The following is a 16,318-nucleotide window of genomic DNA, read 5'->3' on the forward strand; positions in this document are numbered from 1 at the left end:
GCGGGCTTCCACACCCCTGTGGGCAGGGACGACAGCGCCCCGGAGGAACCTCGTGACGTGAGGTACATCACCCGTACGTATCGCCGGGTCCGGTGCTTCCCGGGGCCCGCAGCGGGCCGTAGCGGCGGGCCGGGCCGCCCGGATTGAGCACCTTGATCATCCGCACACTGCCGTGGCCGAGGTCCTCGTTGAGCCGGGCCACCAGCGCGGGGGCGAGCACGCGCAGCTGGGTCGCCCAGGCGGTGGAGTCGCACTGCACCGTCAGCACGCGCTCGTCCTCGTCGTACCGCTGCGGCACACAGTGCTTGGCCAGGTCCTCGCCGACGATCTCCGGCCAGCGGCCCATCACCCCGCCCACCGCCGCCGGGGTCTCCCAGCCGCGCTCGTTGATCAGCCGGTTGATCGCCGAGCCCAGCGCCATGGGGTCGCGTCCGTCGGCGCGGGCGCCGGAGCGCAGACCGCCGCCGCGCCGCGCCTGCTTCTTCTGCCGGGCCGCGTCGCCACGCGCGCGTGCCTGCTCCTTCGCGGCACGCAACGCCACGCGCGCGAGGTCGACACCGGAGGGTTCCGGAGCGGGGGACCGCTGACCTCCGGAGGGTTCCAGGCCGGGGGACCGCTTACCACCGGGATGCTCCTGGTCGCCCCCGCCGGGCTGCCCGGTGCTCATACGCGCTCCACCGTCCCGTCGGCCACGGCGTACCGGGCCCCGGCCAGCACGTGCGGTACGTCGTCCTCCACGGCGGCGGTGACCAGCACCTGCTCGCCGGGCGCGACCAGCTCGGCCAGCCGCTCGCGGCGGCGGGCGTCCAGCTCGGCGAAGACGTCGTCGAGGATCAGCACCGGCTCGTTGCCCTCGGCGCGCAGCAGGTCGTACGAGGCCAGGCGCAGCGCGAGAGCGTAGGACCAGGACTCGCCGTGCGAGGCGTATCCCTTGGCGGGCAGCTGACCGAGTTTGAGCAGCACGTCGTCCCGGTGCGGCCCCATGAGGGTGACGCCCCGCTCGATCTCCTGCTTGCGAGCCTCCGCCAGCGCCGCCGTCAGCTGCGCGTAGAGAGCCTCGCGCGTGTGGGCCTCACCCGGTGCGGACGGCTTGTACTCCAGCGCGACGGGCCCGCCGCCGGGGGCCAGCTGCTCGTACGCCTTGTCGGCCAGCGGCTGCAGCGCGGCGATCAGGTCCAGCCGCCGGGCGAGCAGCTCGGCACCCGCGCGCGCCAGATGCTGGTCCCACACGTCGAGGGTGGACAGGTCCATGGACCGGCCGCCGTGCCGGCGCGCGAGCGCCGCGGACTTCAGGAGCGTGTTGCGCTGCTTGAGCACCCGCTCGTAGTCGGACCGCACGCCGGCCATCCGCGGCGAGCGCGCGGTGACCAGCTCGTCCAGGAACCGCCGCCGCTCCCCGGGATCGCCCTTGACCAGCGCGAGGTCCTCGGGCGCGAACAGCACGGTCCGTACGATGCCCAGCACGTCTCTCGGCCTGACCTGCGAGGACCGGTTGATCCGGGCGCGGTTGGCCCTGCCCGGGTTCAGCTCCAGCTCGATCAGCTGCTGCCGCTCGCCCTGCCGGACCTGCGCCCGCACCACCGCCCGCTCGGCGCCCATCCGGACCAGCGGGGCGTCGGAGGCGACGCGGTGGCTGCCCAGGGTCGCCAGATAGCCCACGGCCTCGACCAGGTTGGTCTTGCCCTGGCCGTTGGGGCCGACGAAGGCGGTGACGCCCGGGTCGAGCGGGACCTCGGCCCGGGCGTACGAGCGGAAGTCGGCCAGCGAAAGATGCGTGACGTGCATGGTCGTTTCGCCGACCTCCCCCAGAGTGGTGACGGGCTGTGGATCGCGGGGGCGACCCTGTGGATTACTTCTTCTCTACGGCGTGACCGCCGAACTGGTTGCGCAGCGCGGCGATCATCTTCATCTGCGGCGAGTCCTCCTGGCGGGAGGCGAACCGCGCGAACAGCGACGCGGTGATGGCCGGCAGCGGCACCGCGTTGTCGATGGCGGCCTCCACGGTCCAGCGTCCCTCACCGGAGTCCTGTGCGTAACCGCGCAGGCCGCCCAGGTGCTCGTCCTCGTCGAGGGCGTTCACCGCGAGGTCCAGCAGCCAGGAGCGGATGACGGTGCCCTCCTGCCAGGAGCGGAAGACCTCGCGGACGTTCTCCACGGAGTCGACCTTCTCCAGCAGCTCCCAGCCCTCGGCGTAAGCCTGCATCATCGCGTACTCGATGCCGTTGTGGACCATCTTGGCGAAGTGGCCCGCGCCGACCTTGCCGGCGTGCACCGCGCCGAAGTCGCCCTCCGGCTTGAGCGCGTCGAAGACCGGCTGCACCTTGGCGACGTTCTCGGCGTCGCCGCCGTACATCAGCGCGTACCCGTTCTCCAGGCCCCAGACGCCGCCGGAGACGCCGCAGTCGACGAAGCCTATGCCCTTGGCGGCCAGCTCACCGGCGTGCTTCTCGTCGTCGGTCCAGCGGGAGTTGCCGCCGTCCACGACCACGTCGCCGGGCTCCAGCAGCTCGCCGAGCGCGTCGACGGTCGCCTGGGTGGGCTCACCGGCCGGGACCATCACCCAGACCACGCGCGGGCCGCTGAGCTTGCCCACAAGCTCTTCCAGGCTGTGGACATCCGCGAGGTCAGCGTTGCGGTCGTATCCGACGACGGTGTGGCCCGCGCGGCGGATCCGCTCGCGCATGTTGCCGCCCATCTTGCCGAGGCCGACGAGACCGAGCTCCATCAGTTGTGTTCCTTAGGTCGCTGTGTGGCGTGAAAGGCACCTTCGTGCCGAGCCGAGCCTAGACCCGGACGCTCATGCACAGCTGTGGGCATACGCGCTCAGACGAACCCACCTGACCTGGGGAGTTCCGCCCGGAGTCGGCCGGCGACGCGGCCTCCGCACCGGCACAGCGCCGGGCACCCACAAGGACATCCGGCGCTGTGGACGACCGCCGGCCGCTCAGCCGCTCAGCCGCACCGGCATGATCAGGTACTTGTACGCGTCGTCCGCCTCCGCGTCGAGCGCGGGCTTCCCGCTGAGCAGCGCGGGCTTGGTGGACGTCGTGAACGACAGCTGGGCCACCGGGGAGTCGATCGCGCTCAGGCCGTCGAGCAGGAAGGTCGGGTTGAAGGCGATCGAGATGTCGTCGCCCTCCAGTTGGGCGTCGACCCTTTCCACAGCCTGTGCGTCGTCGCTGGAGCCGGCCTCCAGGATCAGCACGCCCTGCTCGAAGCTGAGCCGCACCGGGGTGTTCCGCTCGGCGACCAGGGCCACGCGCTTGACGGCCTCCACGAAGGGTGCGGTCTCGATCACGGCGACGGAGTTGAACTCGGTCGGGAACAGCGTGCGGTACTTCGGCAGGTCGCCCTCGAGGAGCCGCGTCGTGGTGCGCCGGCCGGCGCCCTCGAAGCCGATCAGGCCCTCGCCCGCACCGGAGCCCGACAGCGCCAGCATGACGCTGTCGCCCGCGCCGAGCGACTTCGCGGTGTCCAGCAGCGTCTTCGCCGGGACCAAGGCGACCGCGGAGGCGTCCGGGTTCTCCGGCTTCCAGAGGAACTCGCGGACCGCGAAGCGGTAGCGGTCGGTGGAGGCCAGGGTGACCGTGTCGCCCTCGATCTCGATGCGCACACCGGTGAGGACGGGCAGCGTGTCGTCACGGCCGGCGGCGATGGCCACCTGGGACGCGGCGGCCGCGAAGACCTCGCCGGGCACGGTGCCGGTCGCGCTCGGCATCTGCGGCAGCGCCGGGTACTCCTCCACAGGCAGGGTGTGGAGGGTGAACCGCGAGGAGCCGCAGACCACCGTCGCCCGTACACCGTCTGTGGAAATCTCCACCGGCCGGTTGGGCAGGGCACGGGAGATGTCGGCGAGCAGCCGGCCGGAGACGAGGACCGTGCCCTCCTCCTCGACCTCCGCCTCGACGCTGACCCGCGCCGAGACCTCGTAGTCGAAGCTCGACAGGCTCAGCTGGCCTTCCTCGGCCTTCAGCAGCAGGCCGGCGAGGACAGGCGCCGGCGGACGGGCCGGGAGGCTGCGTGCTGCCCACGCCACTGCCTCCGCGAGTACGTCGCGTTCCACCCGGATCTTCACCGTAAGCCGCCTCCTGCTGTTGCTACTGAGTCCTCCGACTCGGTGTCACCGCCCACTGCGAAGGGCAGGACACCGGGGACCAGTCTGACGCACCGCACTGACAGTAGGTGCCGGTCGGGGTCAAGTCGCTCGGAGGGGCAGCCGGGCTCGAGACGGCGAGTTGTGCACAGGCCCCGCTTCAAGGCTATTCCCGCACTCTCTCTAGTCGGGAGTAGTAGTAGGGCCTGTGGATACCGTGGATAACCACGTTTTCGCAGCTCAGGGCCGAAATTTTGTCCACCGGCCCTGTGGGTGGAGGCGGTGGACAACCAGGGGTCTCTGTGGAGAAAAGAAAGTTCTGCACACTCCACCCACAGCCCGAGGGCAGTTCTCCCCAGCTGTGTCCCCAGGTTTACCCACGTTTCCCACACCCCAACCCGGCACCTTCGTGTGACGGCTTTCACTCGACGTGGTGACGAGGGGCTTCGGGTTGCCGAACAGTGGACAGCCATGTGGAGAAGCCGGCCGTCGCTGGGGACAACCGGCTCCAGCCTGTGGGCCGCCGGTGGACAACTTCGTGCACAGCCTGTGGATCTTCGCTTCGTCCACAGTCTGTGGAGATCGTTCGTCCACCATTCCACAGGGTGCTGAGCTGGGCGGACGTCACCTGAACGGGCTGCCTGTGGACGCACCTCGGGACAACTTCGCGGTCCCCAGGATGTGGACGGAAGAAAGTCACCGAATCTGTGGAGAGTGGCCGTAACCAGGCACGTAATCGAACACTAGGTGGCGAACGGGAAACAGCCGACAGCCCGCGCGGACCCCTCCACAGGGCTGTGGGGCCCCCAGAAGCCGTCCCGCGGGGGTCGCGGGGCCGCTTTCAGGCCCTTCAGCGGGGGTCACCGGGCCGCTCCTGAGCCCTTCCGCGGAAGCTCCGAGTCGCTGCCGGGCCCTTCCGCGGAAGCACGGGGCCGCTCCCGGGGCCGTTCGAGGGCGTGCGGGGGCCGCCCCTTCGGGTCTCACCGTTCGGCGGTGGGCCCGTCGCCGGCCTCCTCGGCCGGGCGTGCGGCGGCCGCGAGCGGCCACGGTCGCCGCCCCGGGAACGCCGGAGGGCGCCCCGGGACCGCGATCCCTGGGGCGCCCTCGGCGTGGTCGTACGGCCGGCGTCAGCCGTTCTTGATGCGGTTCGTCAGCTCGGTCACCTGGTTGTAGATCGAGCGCCGCTCCGCCATCAGCGCGCGGATCTTGCGGTCGGCGTGCATGACGGTCGTGTGGTCGCGGCCGCCGAACTGCGCGCCGATCTTCGGCAGGGACAGGTCGGTCAGCTCACGGCACAGGTACATGGCGATCTGCCGGGCGGTCACCAGCGCGCGGCCGCGCGAAGTGCCGCACAGGTCCTCCACCGTCAGCCCGAAGTAGTCCGCGGTGGCCGCCATGATCGCCGGTGCGGTGATCTCGGGTGCGCTGTCCTCGCCGCCCGGGATGAGGTCCTTCAGGACGATCTCGGTCAGGCCCAGGTCCACCGGCTGCCGGTTGAGCGAGGCGAAGGCCGTCACCCGGATCAGCGCGCCCTCCAGCTCACGGATGTTCCGCGAGATCCGGGACGCGATGAACTCCAGCACCTCCGGCGGCGCGTTCAGCTGCTCCTGCACCGCCTTCTTGCGCAGGATCGCGATGCGCGTCTCCAGCTCGGGCGGCTGGACGTCGGTGATCAGGCCCCACTCGAAACGGTTGCGCAGCCGGTCCTCCAGTGTGACCAGCTGCTTGGGCGGCCGGTCGCTGGAGAGCACGATCTGCTTGTTCGCGTTGTGCAGGGTGTTGAAGGTGTGGAAGAACTCCTCCTGCGTCGACTCCTTGTCCGCCAGGAACTGGATGTCGTCGACGAGCAGGATGTCCATCTCGCGGTAGCGCTTGCGGAAGCTGTCGCCCTTGCCGTCGCGGATGGAGTTGATGAACTCGTTGGTGAACTCCTCCGAGCTGACGTACCGCACCCGCGTGCCCGGATAGAGGCTGCGCGCGTAGTGCCCGATGGCGTGCAGCAGATGCGTCTTGCCGAGCCCCGACTCCCCGTAGATGAACAGGGGGTTGTACGCCTTCGCGGGCGCCTCGGCGACGGCCACCGCGGCCGCGTGCGCGAACCGGTTGGAGGCGCCGATGACGAACGTGTCGAAGAGGTATTTCGGGTTCAGGCGCGCCGTCGGCTCGCCGGGGCCGCTCGCCGGGGCGGGCTGCGCGGCCAGCGGACCGGGAGCACCGGACGCGTCCGGGCGGCCCGGGGCGCCACGGTGTCCGTGGCCGCCGCCCGCCGGCTGCTCGGGCAGCTCACGGCGGACGGGGTCGCGCTGGTCGTATTCGGCCCGGGGCGACTCGTACTCGGAGCGCCCCGAGTCGTAGTCGGGGCGGGACGGCTCGTAGTCGCCGCGCGGGCCGTCGTAGTCCCCGCGCGGACTCTCGTAGTCCCCGCGCTGCTGCTCGTAGGGCGGACGGTCCATGCCCTGCCCGCGGTCCCTGCCCTGGGCCCGGTCCCTGCCCTGGCGGTCCCTGCCGGGGCGGTCCCTGCCCTGCGAGCGGTAGTCCTGGGACGGCGAGCCGTAGGGGTCCGAGCCGGAGCCGTAGGAGTCCTGGGACGACGGCGAGGCGTACGGGTCGCGCTCCGGGAAACCGAGCCGCGGCTGCTGCCAGCCGTAGTCGTCCTGGTTGGCGCGCGGCCAGGCGCCGGGCTCGGGCCGCTGGTACTCGGAGGGGTAGGCGGGGCGCGCGGTGGGGAGCTGGTCGGCGCGCGGCTGGGGCTCGGTGCCCGGCAGCTGGTCGGCGCGGTGCCGGCCGTAGCCCTCGTAAGGCCCGGACGGCAGCTCCGGCTCCTCGTAGCGCGGCTGGGGCGCCTGCGGGGCCTGGTGCGCCGGGGGTGCCGCGGGGGCCGGCGGCTCGCCGGCCGAGTCGTCGACGGTGATCGCGATGCGGATGGGCCGGCCGCACTCCCGGCTGAGGGTCTCGCTGACGATCGGGGCGAGGCGTCCCTCCAGTACGCCCTTCGCGAATTCGTTCGGTACGGCGAGCAGGGCGGTGTCCGCTACCAGCGCCAGCGGCTGGCATCGGCGGATCCAGTGCTCGTCCTTCACCTCGACGCCCTGTCCGCGACCCTCCCCGAGGAGCTGCTCCAGTACTCGTGGCCACACTGCGGCAAGATCGGCAGGTACGTCAGCCACAGGGCACGCTCTCTCGCAGGTCCCACGAACGTGTGGTTGTGGGACGGATGGGGATGGAATCCGGATGGCGGGCGGGGCGCACCCGCTCGGCCGGGGATAAAGGAACGATTCGGAGTTCAGCCACGGTAGTCAGCGCGACGGGTACGGTTCAAGTTGTTGTCCCCAGGCTGTGGATAGTGTCTCTCCGTGACCCGCGGTTTGACCGGATGGCGTAGCCCCGCGTACCGTAACCAGGTCGAGTTGTCGATGGCTGCTGCCGCCTGCCTCCGATGGGCACAGATCACGTCAGGTGATCGGGAAGCGGTGCACTCGGGCGTGAAGCGAGCTACTCGTGGGCGCACGGTGACAGCCAGGACGGCACCCCGCCACTACCGAATCTTTCTGGAGCCCCCGAGTGAGCAAGCGCACCTTCCAGCCGAACAACCGTCGTCGCGCCAAGACCCACGGCTTCCGGCTGCGTATGCGTACCCGTGCCGGCCGCGCGATTCTCGCGACCCGCCGTAGCAAGGGTCGCGCCCGTCTGTCCGCCTGATTCCGATCAGGTCATGACATCGTGCTGCCCACCGAGAACCGGCTGAGGCGGCGCGAGGACTTCGCGACCGCGGTGCGACGAGGTCGTCGGGCAGGTCGTCCGACCCTCGTCGTCCACCTTCGTAGCGGTGCCACGGACCCGCACGCGCCTGGGGAGAGCGCTCCCCCGACGCGTGCGGGTTTCGTCGTGAGCAAGGCTGTGGGTGGAGCGGTCGTGCGCAACAAAGTCAAGCGCAGACTGCGTCATCTGATGCGGGACCGGGTCGCCCTCTTTACCCCCGGTAGCCTGGTAGTCGTACGAGCGCTGCCCGGAGCGGGTGACGCAGACCAGGCACAGCTGGCCCGAGACCTGGACGCCGCTGTTCAGCGGCTGCTGGGAGGGGGCGCACGATGAAGTACCCACTACTGGCCCTGATCAAGCTGTACCAGTGGACGATCAGTCCGCTGCTGGGGCCGGTGTGCAAGTACTACCCGTCGTGCTCCCACTACGGCTACACGGCCATCGACCGGCACGGTGCGGTCAAGGGAACGGCACTCACCGCTTGGCGCATCCTCCGGTGCAATCCGTGGTCGCTCGGCGGTGTGGACCATGTTCCGCCGCGCAAGCGCCCGCGGTGGCACGAAATGCTGCGTAACGCTTGGCGCGCACGCACGGGCGGGTCCTCCGCCGCCGAACCGGCCACCGAAGAGAAGCTCTCTTCCGAGCCTCCTCCGAGCCCGGCCGCAGAGACTTCGTCCCATGCCCAAGGAGCATGATTAGTGGACACGATTGCCAGCTTCTTCAGCTTCATCACGACACCCGTTTCATGGGTCATCGTCCAGTTCCACGCGGTGTACGGCGCCATCTTCGGCCCTAACACCGGGTGGGCCTGGGGCCTGGCCATCGTGTCCCTGGTGATCCTGATCCGCATCTGCCTGATCCCGCTCTTCGTGAAGCAGATCAAGGCGACCCGGGCCATGCAGACGCTCCAGCCCGAGATGAAGAAGATCCAGGAGCGCTACAAGAACGACAAGCAGCGCCAGTCCGAAGAGATGATGAAGCTGTACAAGGAGTCGGGTACCAACCCGCTCTCCTCGTGCCTTCCCATCCTGGCGCAGTCCCCGTTCTTCTTCGCCCTGTACCACGTGCTCAACGGCATCGCCTCGGGCAAGAAGATCGGCGTCATCAACGACTCGCTGCTGGAGAGTGCCCGTCAGGCGCACATCTTCGGAGCCCCGCTCGCCGCGAAGTTCCGGGACGGCAGCAGCACGATCGAAGCGCTGGGCGCCTCGGTCACCGACGTCCGCGTCGTGACCGTGATCATGATCGTCCTGATGTCGGCCTCGCAGTTCTACACGCAGCGCCAGCTGATGACGAAGAACGTCGACACCACGGTGAAGACGCCGTTCATGCAGCAGCAGAAGATGCTGATGTACGTCTTCCCGCTGATGTTCGCCTTCTTCGGTATCAACTTCCCGGTCGGTGTCCTCGTCTACTGGCTGACCACCAACGTGTGGACCATGGGCCAGCAGATGTATGTCATCCGCAACAACCCGACTCCCGGTTCCAAGGCCCAGGCCGCCTACCTGGAGCGGCTGACCAAGCACGTCACGCACCAGGGCAAGGTCCGTCGCCGGAGCGAGAAGACGATCATCAAGGCGATCGTCGCCAAGGGCCGCGACCGCAACGAGTTCGAGCGCAAGTTCATCAACTCCCTGAACAAGGCCGGCTTCGCCGCCCAGGCCGACGGCACCGTGTCGCAGAGCGCGTCCCCGGCCATGGCGCAGGGCGAGGACGGTACGGCGGCCGGCACGACGGCCACGGCGACGGCTACCGCCCGGCGCCAGCAGCCCAAGCGTCAGTCCAAGTCCCAGCGTCAGTCCGGGGCTGCCAAGCAGGCGGACGAATCGCCTTCGCTGGAGAAGTCCGACGAGTCGCAGGACGCCAAGCCCACCGCTGCCAAGCAGCCCCAGAAGCCCGGGTCCGCCACCCGCAGCAAGGCCCAGTCCGGCCAGCGCAAGGGTGGCCCGCAGCGGCCCAAGTCCCCGTCCAAGAAGTAAGAAGGAGCCCATCCCGTGACGGAAGGCACCACCTCCGCCGCTGCCGAGGGTGCAGACACCCTCACTCGCCTGGAGCAGGAAGGTGAGATCGCGGCGGACTACCTGGAGGGTCTGCTGGACATCGCCGACCTCGACGGCGATATCGACATGGACGTCGAGGCCGACCGCGCCTCCGTGTCGATCATCAGCGACACCGGCGGCCGCGACCTGCAGAAGCTGGTCGGCCGGGACGGCGAGGTGCTGGAGGCGCTGCAGGAGCTGACGCGCCTGGCCGTGCACCGGGAGACCGGCGACCGCAGCCGGCTCATGCTCGACATCTCGGGTTTCCGGGCCAAGAAGCGGGGCGAGCTGTCCGAGCTGGGCGCCGAGGCCGCCGCCGAGGTGAAGAGCACCGGTGAGCCGGTGAAGCTCAAGCCGATGACCCCGTTCGAGCGCAAGGTCGTGCACGACGCGGTCAAGGCCGCGGGACTGCGCAGCGAGTCCGAGGGCGAGGAGCCGCAGCGCTTCGTCGTCGTGCTTCCCGCCTGATCGGCACCCCACGTTCCACCGGCCCCGTCTGTTGAGCAGACGGGGCCGAACTTTGTCAGCCTGGTAGTTCTGGTGGTCGGCGCGCGAAGCGCCGGCGCTACGGAAGGACGGTCCCCGTGACGGAGGCAGCGGAGCTTCCCCCCGCGCCCGAACAGGCGCGGGAAGTATTCGGCGAGCGCTTCGCCGATGCGGTCCGCTACGCGGAGCTGCTCGCCGAGGCGGGCGTGCAGCGTGGCCTGATCGGTCCACGGGAGGTGCCCCGCCTGTGGGAACGGCACCTGCTCAACTGTGCGGTGCTCTCCGAGGCGGTTCCCGAGGGAGTGACGGTCTGCGACGTCGGCTCCGGCGCCGGGCTGCCCGGTATTCCGTTGGCCCTGGTCCGGGAAGACTTGAACATCACGCTGCTGGAGCCCTTGCTGCGGCGCACCAACTTCCTCACCGAGGTCGTCGAGCTGCTGGGCCTCGACCATGTCACCGTGGTGCGGGGACGGGCCGAGGAGGTCCTCGGCACCCTGCAGCCCGTCCACGTGGTGACCGCCCGGGCCGTGGCCCCGCTGGACCGGCTGGCCGCGTGGGGCATCCCGCTGCTGCGCCCGTACGGCGAGATGCTCGCGCTCAAGGGCGACACCGCCGAGGAGGAGCTGAAGGCCGCGGCCACCGCGCTCAGCAAGCTCGGTGCGGTGGAGACGTCCATCCTGCATGTGGGCGAAGGCGTGGTGGACCCGCTGTCCACCGTCGTCCGGGTCGAGGTCGGGGAGAGTCCGGGCGGTGTGCGTTTCGCGGCCAAGAGGGCGAAGGCGGCCCGGACGGGCCGGGTACGCAGGCGCCGCTGAGCGCGTCAGGCGGCAGGACGGTGAGCGAATGAGGCTGGTCCGGCCCAGGGGCGACGGCGGCCTGATGGGAAGGGCCGGTAGTACTGATCATCCGCACTGATCCGTCCTGACGACGAGACGTACTCCACACAAGCTGCCAAACCTACGCAGGACGGAGTGTCGGCAGGTTTCGGCCCCGGCCGCTGTGCATCGTGTTTCACGTGAAACGTCGCTCACTGCTGCACGGCATCATCAGTCGTGGCCGCGCCGCGGCCGAACCTCGCGACCGGAAACCTCTCGGATCACTGGGAGAGGACGCCGCTTCTCGGGGCACTCCGGCACCCTCCAAGGTCACGGAGTTGTCCACAGAGGTGGATTTCTCCACAGAAGACCAGGCCTCACTGGTTCACGACCCCGAAGACATGGGAGGCTCTGTTCATTGCGAGCCTGAAGTCGAGGAGAGTGAATCCGTGCGGTCCGACGCCAACATCGCGGGACCGATGACCGATCCGGTCCCCGGTCCCCGTACCGAGTCGATGGGAGCGGATGTTTCACGTGAAACACCGCCTCCGATGGACGACACTCCCATCGGCCGTGCGGCCCAACTGGCGGTGGAGGCTCTCGGCCGCGCCGGCGAAGGTCTGCCGCGTCCGGAACAGACCCGGGTCATCGTGGTCGCCAACCAGAAGGGCGGTGTCGGGAAGACGACGACGACCGTCAACCTTGCCGCTTCGCTGGCTCTGCATGGTGGCCGTGTCCTGGTGATCGACCTCGACCCGCAGGGCAACGCGTCCACGGCCCTGGGCATCGACCATCATGCCGAAGTCCCCTCCATCTACGACGTGTTGGTCGAGAGCAGGCCCCTCGCCGAAGTCGTCCAGCCCGTCCCCGATGTCGAGGGTCTCTTCTGCGCCCCCGCCACCATCGATCTCGCCGGTGCGGAGATCGAGTTGGTGTCGCTCGTGGCCCGGGAGAGCCGGCTGGAACGTGCGATCCAGGCGTACGAGCAGCCGTTGGACTACATCCTCATCGACTGCCCGCCCTCGCTCGGCCTGTTGACGGTCAACGCGCTGGTCGCGGGACAGGAGGTCCTCATCCCGATCCAGTGCGAGTACTACGCGCTGGAGGGGCTGGGGCAGCTGCTGCGCAACGTCGACCTGGTGCGTGGCCACCTCAACCCCACGCTGCACGTCTCGACCATCCTGCTCACCATGTACGACGGCCGGACGCGTCTGGCGTCGCAGGTCGCGGAAGAGGTGCGCACCCACTTCGGTGACGAGGTGCTGAGGACGAGCATCCCCCGCTCCGTGCGCATCTCCGAGGCACCGAGCTACGGGCAGACGGTGCTGACCTACGATCCTGGATCGAGTGGCGCCCTCTCCTATCTTGAGGCTGCCCGAGAAATCGCGCTGAAGGGCACCGGCATCAGCTATGACGCGAGCCAGGCCCACATCGGCGCCCAGAACGACCCGAGCATGGCGGAGGGGATCCAATGAGTGACCGACGGAGGGGGCTGGGCCGCGGACTCGGCGCCCTGATCCCTGCTGCCCCGACCGAGAAGACACCCGCCTCGGCCGCGATGGGGGGCGGAGCCTCCGCCTCCCCCACGGCCGTGCCGGTACTGACGACCGACCGCGGTGTGGCCGCGGCGAAGGTCGCCACCCTGCCCCCCGTCTCACAGGAGACAGAGGAGCCCTCGGCGGGCCCGGTCCCGGAGACGTCCATGTCTCCGGTGGGCGCCCACTTCGCGGAGATCCCCCTCGACGCCATCACACCGAACCCGCGTCAGCCCCGCGAGGTCTTCGACGAGGATGCCCTCAGCGAGCTCGTGACCTCCATCCAGGAGGTCGGTCTCCTGCAGCCGGTCGTCGTACGCCAGCTGGGGCCCGCCCGCTACGAGCTGATCATGGGCGAGCGACGCTGGAGGGCGTGCCGCAAGGCCGGCTTGGAGGCCATCCCGGCCATCGTCCGGGCCACGGACGACGAGAAGCTCCTCCTCGACGCGCTGCTGGAGAACCTGCACCGCGCGCAGCTGAACCCGATCGAGGAGGCCGCCGCCTACGATCAGCTGCTGAAGGACTTCAACTGCACCCATGACCAGTTGGCCGACCGGATCGGGCGTTCCCGCCCGCAGGTCTCCAACACCCTGCGCCTGCTGAAGCTCTCGCCGACGGTTCAGAAGCGCGTGGCAGCTGGAGTGCTCTCGGCCGGACATGCCCGCGCCCTGCTGTCCGTCGAGGACTCGGAGGAGCAGGACCGGCTGGCTCATCGCATCGTGGCCGAGGGACTGTCGGTCCGATCCGTGGAAGAGATCGTGACCCTGATGGGCTCACGGCCGCAGAAGGCCGCGCGCTCGCGGGGGCCGCGGGCCGGTTCGGTGCCCTCCCCGGCGTTGAGCGAGTTGGCCACCCGGCTCTCGGACCGCTTCGAGACACGGGTGAAGGTCGAGCTGGGCCAGAAAAAGGGCAAGATCACCGTCGAGTTCGCCTCTCCGGACGACCTCGAGCGAATCCTTAGCACCTTCGCACCCGGTGAGAAGCTGGCCCTCCAGAAGTCGCGGGAGGACGAGTCCGAGGAGATGGACGACTGATGCTCGGGTGATGCCGTCCCGGTTGGACAGGGAGCGGGCCGTGTCCGGTGTGCACCGGACACGGCCCGCTCTTTGCTTTGAGGCGGTATCGAGTGAATCGCATCGTGGATACGATGCGATCAGGTATGGCGCGTCCACCGGGCAGCATCTGCATCTCTGAGTGGGGAGACGGAGGCCATGCGATCGATGAGCCGCACCGGACTGGTGAGCGCGGCCCTGAGCCTGGGAGCGGTCGGCGGATTCGTCGGCAGCTTGCTCAGGGAACGGAGTGCTCTGACAGCCGCTCGCGATGCGGGGGGCGAAGGAAGTGAGGATCAGCCTTCATGGGGCGTCGGCTCGTGCCGCTCACGCTGGACAACCTTCAGGACCTTCCCCCACGATGCCGCTCGTGCGTCTTCTGGGAGCTGGACCCCGTCAGCGGCGAAGCGGCGGTGAAAGCGGACAGGTCTATGCAGGAGAAGGAGGCCTGGATCTCCGCCGTCCTGCTGGACTGGGGCTCGTGCGGCCGCGTGGCGTACGTGGATGACGTGCCGGTGGGTTACGTGCTCTACGCCCCGCCCGCCTATGTGCCGCGCTCGACGGCGTTTCCCACGAGTCCCATCTCGCCCGACGCCGTACAGCTGATAACGGCCTTTGTCATGCCCGGCTATCAGCGGCAGGGACTGGGACGAGTGCTCGTGCAGACGGTGGCCAAGGACCTGTTGCGCCGTGGTTTCAAGGCGATCGAGGCTTTTGGCGACGCCCGTTGGAAGGAGCCCGCCTGTCTGCTGCCCGCCGACCATCTGCTGGCCGTGGGATTCAAGACGGTCCGGCAGCATCCGACGCATCCCCGGCTGCGGCTTGAATTGCGGTCGACGCTCTCCTGGAAGGAAGACGTGGAGATGGCGCTCGACCGGCTGCTCGGAGCGGTGCAGAAGGAGCCGGCGCTCAGACCCCTGTAGGGGCGACGGCGGTGAAGAGCCAAAGCGAATGGGCCAACCCTGAGGGGTTGGCCCATTCGTGTTTCACGTGAAACATGCACCACCGACCGCCGGCAGTACCGCCGTGCGCCTTACTTGGTGATGAACTCGTCCAGGTCGCGAAGGATCGCGGCCTTGGGCTTGGCGCCGACGATGGTCTTCGCGACTTCACCGTCCTGGTAGACGTTCAGCGTCGGGATCGACATCACGCCGTACTTGGCAGCCGTGCCCGGGTTCTCGTCGATGTTGAGCTTGACGATCTCGATCTTGTCGCCGTGCTCGGCCGCGATCGCCTCCAGGGACGGGGCGATCTGGCGGCACGGGCCGCACCAGGCGGCCCAGAAGTCCACCAGAACGGGCTTGTCGTTCTTGAGGACGTCCTGCTCGAAGGAGTCGTCAGTCACATTCTTCAGGGTGCCGGCCACGGCGGGCTCCTTGTCCTAGTCGTGCGATGGGGCGGGGGAGGGGGAAAGCGAAAGGGAGGGTTAGACGGCGGCGGTCTTCTCGGGCTCCGCCTTGTCCTCGTCGGCGAGCGCGGCGAGGAAGCGCTCGGCGTCCAGGGCCGCGGAGCAGCCGGTACCGGCCGCGGTGATCGCCTGGCGGTAGGTGTGGTCGACCACGTCACCGGCGGCGAAGACGCCCGTCACGTTGGTGCGCGTGGACGGGGCAGCGACCTTCAGGTAGCCCTCCTCGTCCAGGTCCAGCTGGCTCTTGAACAGCTCGGTGCGCGGGTCGTGACCGATCGCGATGAACAGGCCGGTCACGGCCAGGTCGGACAGCTCACCGGTCTTGACGTTGCGCAGCTTGAGTCCGGACAGCTTCTGCTCGCCTTCGACCTCGGCGACCTCGCTGTCCCAGACGAACTTGATCTTCGGGTCGCCGAAGGCACGCTCCTGCATCGCCTTGGAGGCCCGCAGAGTGTCCCGACGGTGGACGATCGTCACGGACTTGGCGAACCGCGAGAGGAAGGTGGCCTCCTCCATCGCGGTGTCACCGCCGCCGATCACGGCGATGTCCTGGTCCTTGAAGAAGAAGCCGTCACAGGTGGCACACCAGGAGACACCGCGGCCGGAGAGCGCATCCTCGTTCGGCAGGCCCAGCTTGCGGTGCTGGGAGCCGGTGGCGACGATGACGGCCTTCGCCTGGTGGACCGTGCCCGCGGTGTCGGTGACGGTCTTGACCTCGCCGGTCAGGTCGACCGAGACCACGTCGTCCGGGACCAGCTCGGCGCCGAACCGCTCGGCCTGCGCACGCATGTTGTCCATGAGTTCGGGACCCATGATGCCGTCGCTGAAGCCCGGGAAGTTCTCCACCTCAGTGGTGTTCATCAGCGCGCCACCAGCGGTGACGGCGCCCTCGAAGACCAGCGGCTTCAGCGACGCGCGCGCGGTGTACAGCGCGGCCGTGTAGCCTGCGGGCCCGGAGCCGATGATGATCACGTTACGGACGTCGCTCACGGCTTGTTTCCTCGTCTCTGGTCTGCGTCAGTCCACCTGTGGGAGCGCCTTTCAGAGCTCTCACCCACCCAACGGATCCTACGGGGCCCGCATTCCCACAGTGTCCGGGCACACGCACGCTCGAGTACGAGTGACGCAACG

At 69.1% G+C, this 16,318-nt stretch carries 16 protein-coding genes; 9 read left to right on the forward strand and 7 right to left on the reverse strand.

Annotated elements, in window-relative coordinates:
- Positions 1-67 precede the first annotated feature (67 nt).
- The 5 genes from ACGFT2_RS24775 to dnaA form a co-directional block, all read right to left on the reverse strand.
- The gene (locus ACGFT2_RS24775; protein WP_393281858.1) at positions 68-667 is read right to left on the reverse strand and encodes a DUF721 domain-containing protein; all 600 of its coding nucleotides are present in this window, start codon (positions 665-667) and stop codon (positions 68-70) included.
- Entirely contained in the window at positions 664-1,785 is a 1,122-nt protein-coding gene (gene recF, locus ACGFT2_RS24780) for a DNA replication/repair protein RecF (protein ID WP_393281859.1), read from the reverse strand. The genes ACGFT2_RS24775 and recF overlap by 4 nt, the downstream gene beginning before the upstream one ends.
- Before the next feature lie 64 nt (positions 1,786-1,849).
- Positions 1,850-2,725, reverse strand: coding sequence for a phosphogluconate dehydrogenase (NAD(+)-dependent, decarboxylating) (gene gnd / locus ACGFT2_RS24785; protein ID WP_393281861.1), 876 nt, complete (start codon positions 2,723-2,725; stop codon positions 1,850-1,852).
- 219 nt (positions 2,726-2,944) lie between these two features.
- Positions 2,945-4,075, reverse strand: a complete 1,131-nt coding sequence (gene dnaN / locus ACGFT2_RS24790) for a DNA polymerase III subunit beta (RefSeq protein ID WP_393281863.1) — start codon at positions 4,073-4,075, stop codon at positions 2,945-2,947.
- Positions 4,076-5,220: 1,145 nt separating this feature from the next.
- Positions 5,221-7,260 carry a chromosomal replication initiator protein DnaA gene (gene dnaA / locus ACGFT2_RS24795; protein ID WP_393281865.1) on the reverse strand — a complete coding sequence of 680 codons (2,040 nt, stop codon included), beginning with the start codon at positions 7,258-7,260 and terminating at the stop codon, positions 5,221-5,223.
- Positions 7,261-7,654: 394 nt separating this feature from the next.
- Here dnaA and rpmH point away from each other — a divergent pair, with 394 nt between their 5' ends.
- The 9 genes from rpmH to ACGFT2_RS24840 all read left to right on the forward strand — a co-directional run bounded on the left by rpmH (position 7,655) and on the right by ACGFT2_RS24840 (position 14,702).
- Positions 7,655-7,792: a 50S ribosomal protein L34 gene (rpmH, locus tag ACGFT2_RS24800; protein WP_003975051.1), complete on the forward strand. Its 138-nt coding sequence runs from the start codon at positions 7,655-7,657 to the stop codon at positions 7,790-7,792.
- A gap of 21 nt (positions 7,793-7,813) precedes the next feature.
- Positions 7,814-8,185, forward strand: coding sequence for a ribonuclease P protein component (gene rnpA, locus ACGFT2_RS24805; RefSeq protein ID WP_393281867.1), 372 nt, complete (start codon positions 7,814-7,816; stop codon positions 8,183-8,185).
- Positions 8,182-8,547: a membrane protein insertion efficiency factor YidD gene (gene yidD / locus ACGFT2_RS24810; protein WP_393281869.1), complete on the forward strand. Its 366-nt coding sequence runs from the start codon at positions 8,182-8,184 to the stop codon at positions 8,545-8,547. The genes rnpA and yidD overlap by 4 nt, the downstream gene beginning before the upstream one ends.
- A 3-nt stretch (positions 8,548-8,550) precedes the next feature.
- Positions 8,551-9,831, forward strand: coding sequence for a membrane protein insertase YidC (yidC, locus tag ACGFT2_RS24815; RefSeq protein ID WP_393281871.1), 1,281 nt, complete (start codon positions 8,551-8,553; stop codon positions 9,829-9,831).
- A 15-nt stretch (positions 9,832-9,846) separates the two neighbouring features.
- Entirely contained in the window at positions 9,847-10,359 is a 513-nt protein-coding gene (locus tag ACGFT2_RS24820) for a protein jag (RefSeq protein ID WP_393281873.1), read from the forward strand.
- 116 nt (positions 10,360-10,475) lie between these two features.
- Positions 10,476-11,192, forward strand: a complete 717-nt coding sequence (rsmG, locus tag ACGFT2_RS24825) for a 16S rRNA (guanine(527)-N(7))-methyltransferase RsmG (RefSeq protein ID WP_393281875.1) — start codon at positions 10,476-10,478, stop codon at positions 11,190-11,192.
- Between the two features lie 401 nt (positions 11,193-11,593).
- Positions 11,594-12,667 (forward strand): ParA family protein, encoded by a 1,074-nt coding sequence (locus tag ACGFT2_RS24830; protein ID WP_393282204.1) that lies wholly within the window; start codon positions 11,594-11,596, stop codon positions 12,665-12,667.
- Positions 12,664-13,761 (forward strand): ParB/RepB/Spo0J family partition protein, encoded by a 1,098-nt coding sequence (locus tag ACGFT2_RS24835; RefSeq protein ID WP_393281877.1) that lies wholly within the window; start codon positions 12,664-12,666, stop codon positions 13,759-13,761. Before ACGFT2_RS24830 ends, ACGFT2_RS24835 begins: the two co-directional genes overlap by 4 nt.
- A 323-nt stretch (positions 13,762-14,084) precedes the next feature.
- Positions 14,085-14,702: a GNAT family N-acetyltransferase gene (locus ACGFT2_RS24840; RefSeq protein WP_393281879.1), complete on the forward strand. Its 618-nt coding sequence runs from the start codon at positions 14,085-14,087 to the stop codon at positions 14,700-14,702.
- A gap of 110 nt (positions 14,703-14,812) precedes the next feature.
- On the opposite strand, the gene trxA is transcribed toward ACGFT2_RS24840, so the two are convergent.
- Both trxA and trxB read right to left on the reverse strand, forming a co-directional pair.
- The gene (gene trxA, locus ACGFT2_RS24845) at positions 14,813-15,145 is read right to left on the reverse strand and encodes a thioredoxin (RefSeq protein WP_393281881.1); all 333 of its coding nucleotides are present in this window, start codon (positions 15,143-15,145) and stop codon (positions 14,813-14,815) included.
- A gap of 60 nt (positions 15,146-15,205) precedes the next feature.
- Positions 15,206-16,177 carry a thioredoxin-disulfide reductase gene (trxB, locus tag ACGFT2_RS24850; RefSeq protein ID WP_393281883.1) on the reverse strand — a complete coding sequence of 324 codons (972 nt, stop codon included), beginning with the start codon at positions 16,175-16,177 and terminating at the stop codon, positions 15,206-15,208.
- Positions 16,178-16,318 lie beyond the last annotated feature (141 nt).

The sequence above is a fragment of the Streptomyces sp. NPDC048514 genome, from assembly GCF_043199955.1.
Classification (GTDB): Bacteria; Actinomycetota; Actinomycetes; order Streptomycetales; family Streptomycetaceae; genus Streptomyces.

Coding starts and splice junctions, on each gene's coding strand:
- ACGFT2_RS24775 (WP_393281858.1), bottom strand. CDS start 667: ATGAGCACCGGGCAGCCCGGCGGGGGCGACCAGGAGCATCCCGGTGGT.
- recF (WP_393281859.1), bottom strand. CDS start 1,785: ATGCACGTCACGCATCTTTCGCTGGCCGACTTCCGCTCGTACGCCCGG.
- gnd (WP_393281861.1), bottom strand. CDS start 2,725: ATGGAGCTCGGTCTCGTCGGCCTCGGCAAGATGGGCGGCAACATGCGC.
- yidD (WP_393281869.1), top strand. CDS start 8,182: ATGAAGTACCCACTACTGGCCCTGATCAAGCTGTACCAGTGGACGATC.
- ACGFT2_RS24830 (WP_393282204.1), top strand. CDS start 11,594: ATGGGAGGCTCTGTTCATTGCGAGCCTGAAGTCGAGGAGAGTGAATCC.
- ACGFT2_RS24835 (WP_393281877.1), top strand. CDS start 12,664: ATGAGTGACCGACGGAGGGGGCTGGGCCGCGGACTCGGCGCCCTGATC.
- ACGFT2_RS24840 (WP_393281879.1), top strand. CDS start 14,085: ATGGGGCGTCGGCTCGTGCCGCTCACGCTGGACAACCTTCAGGACCTT.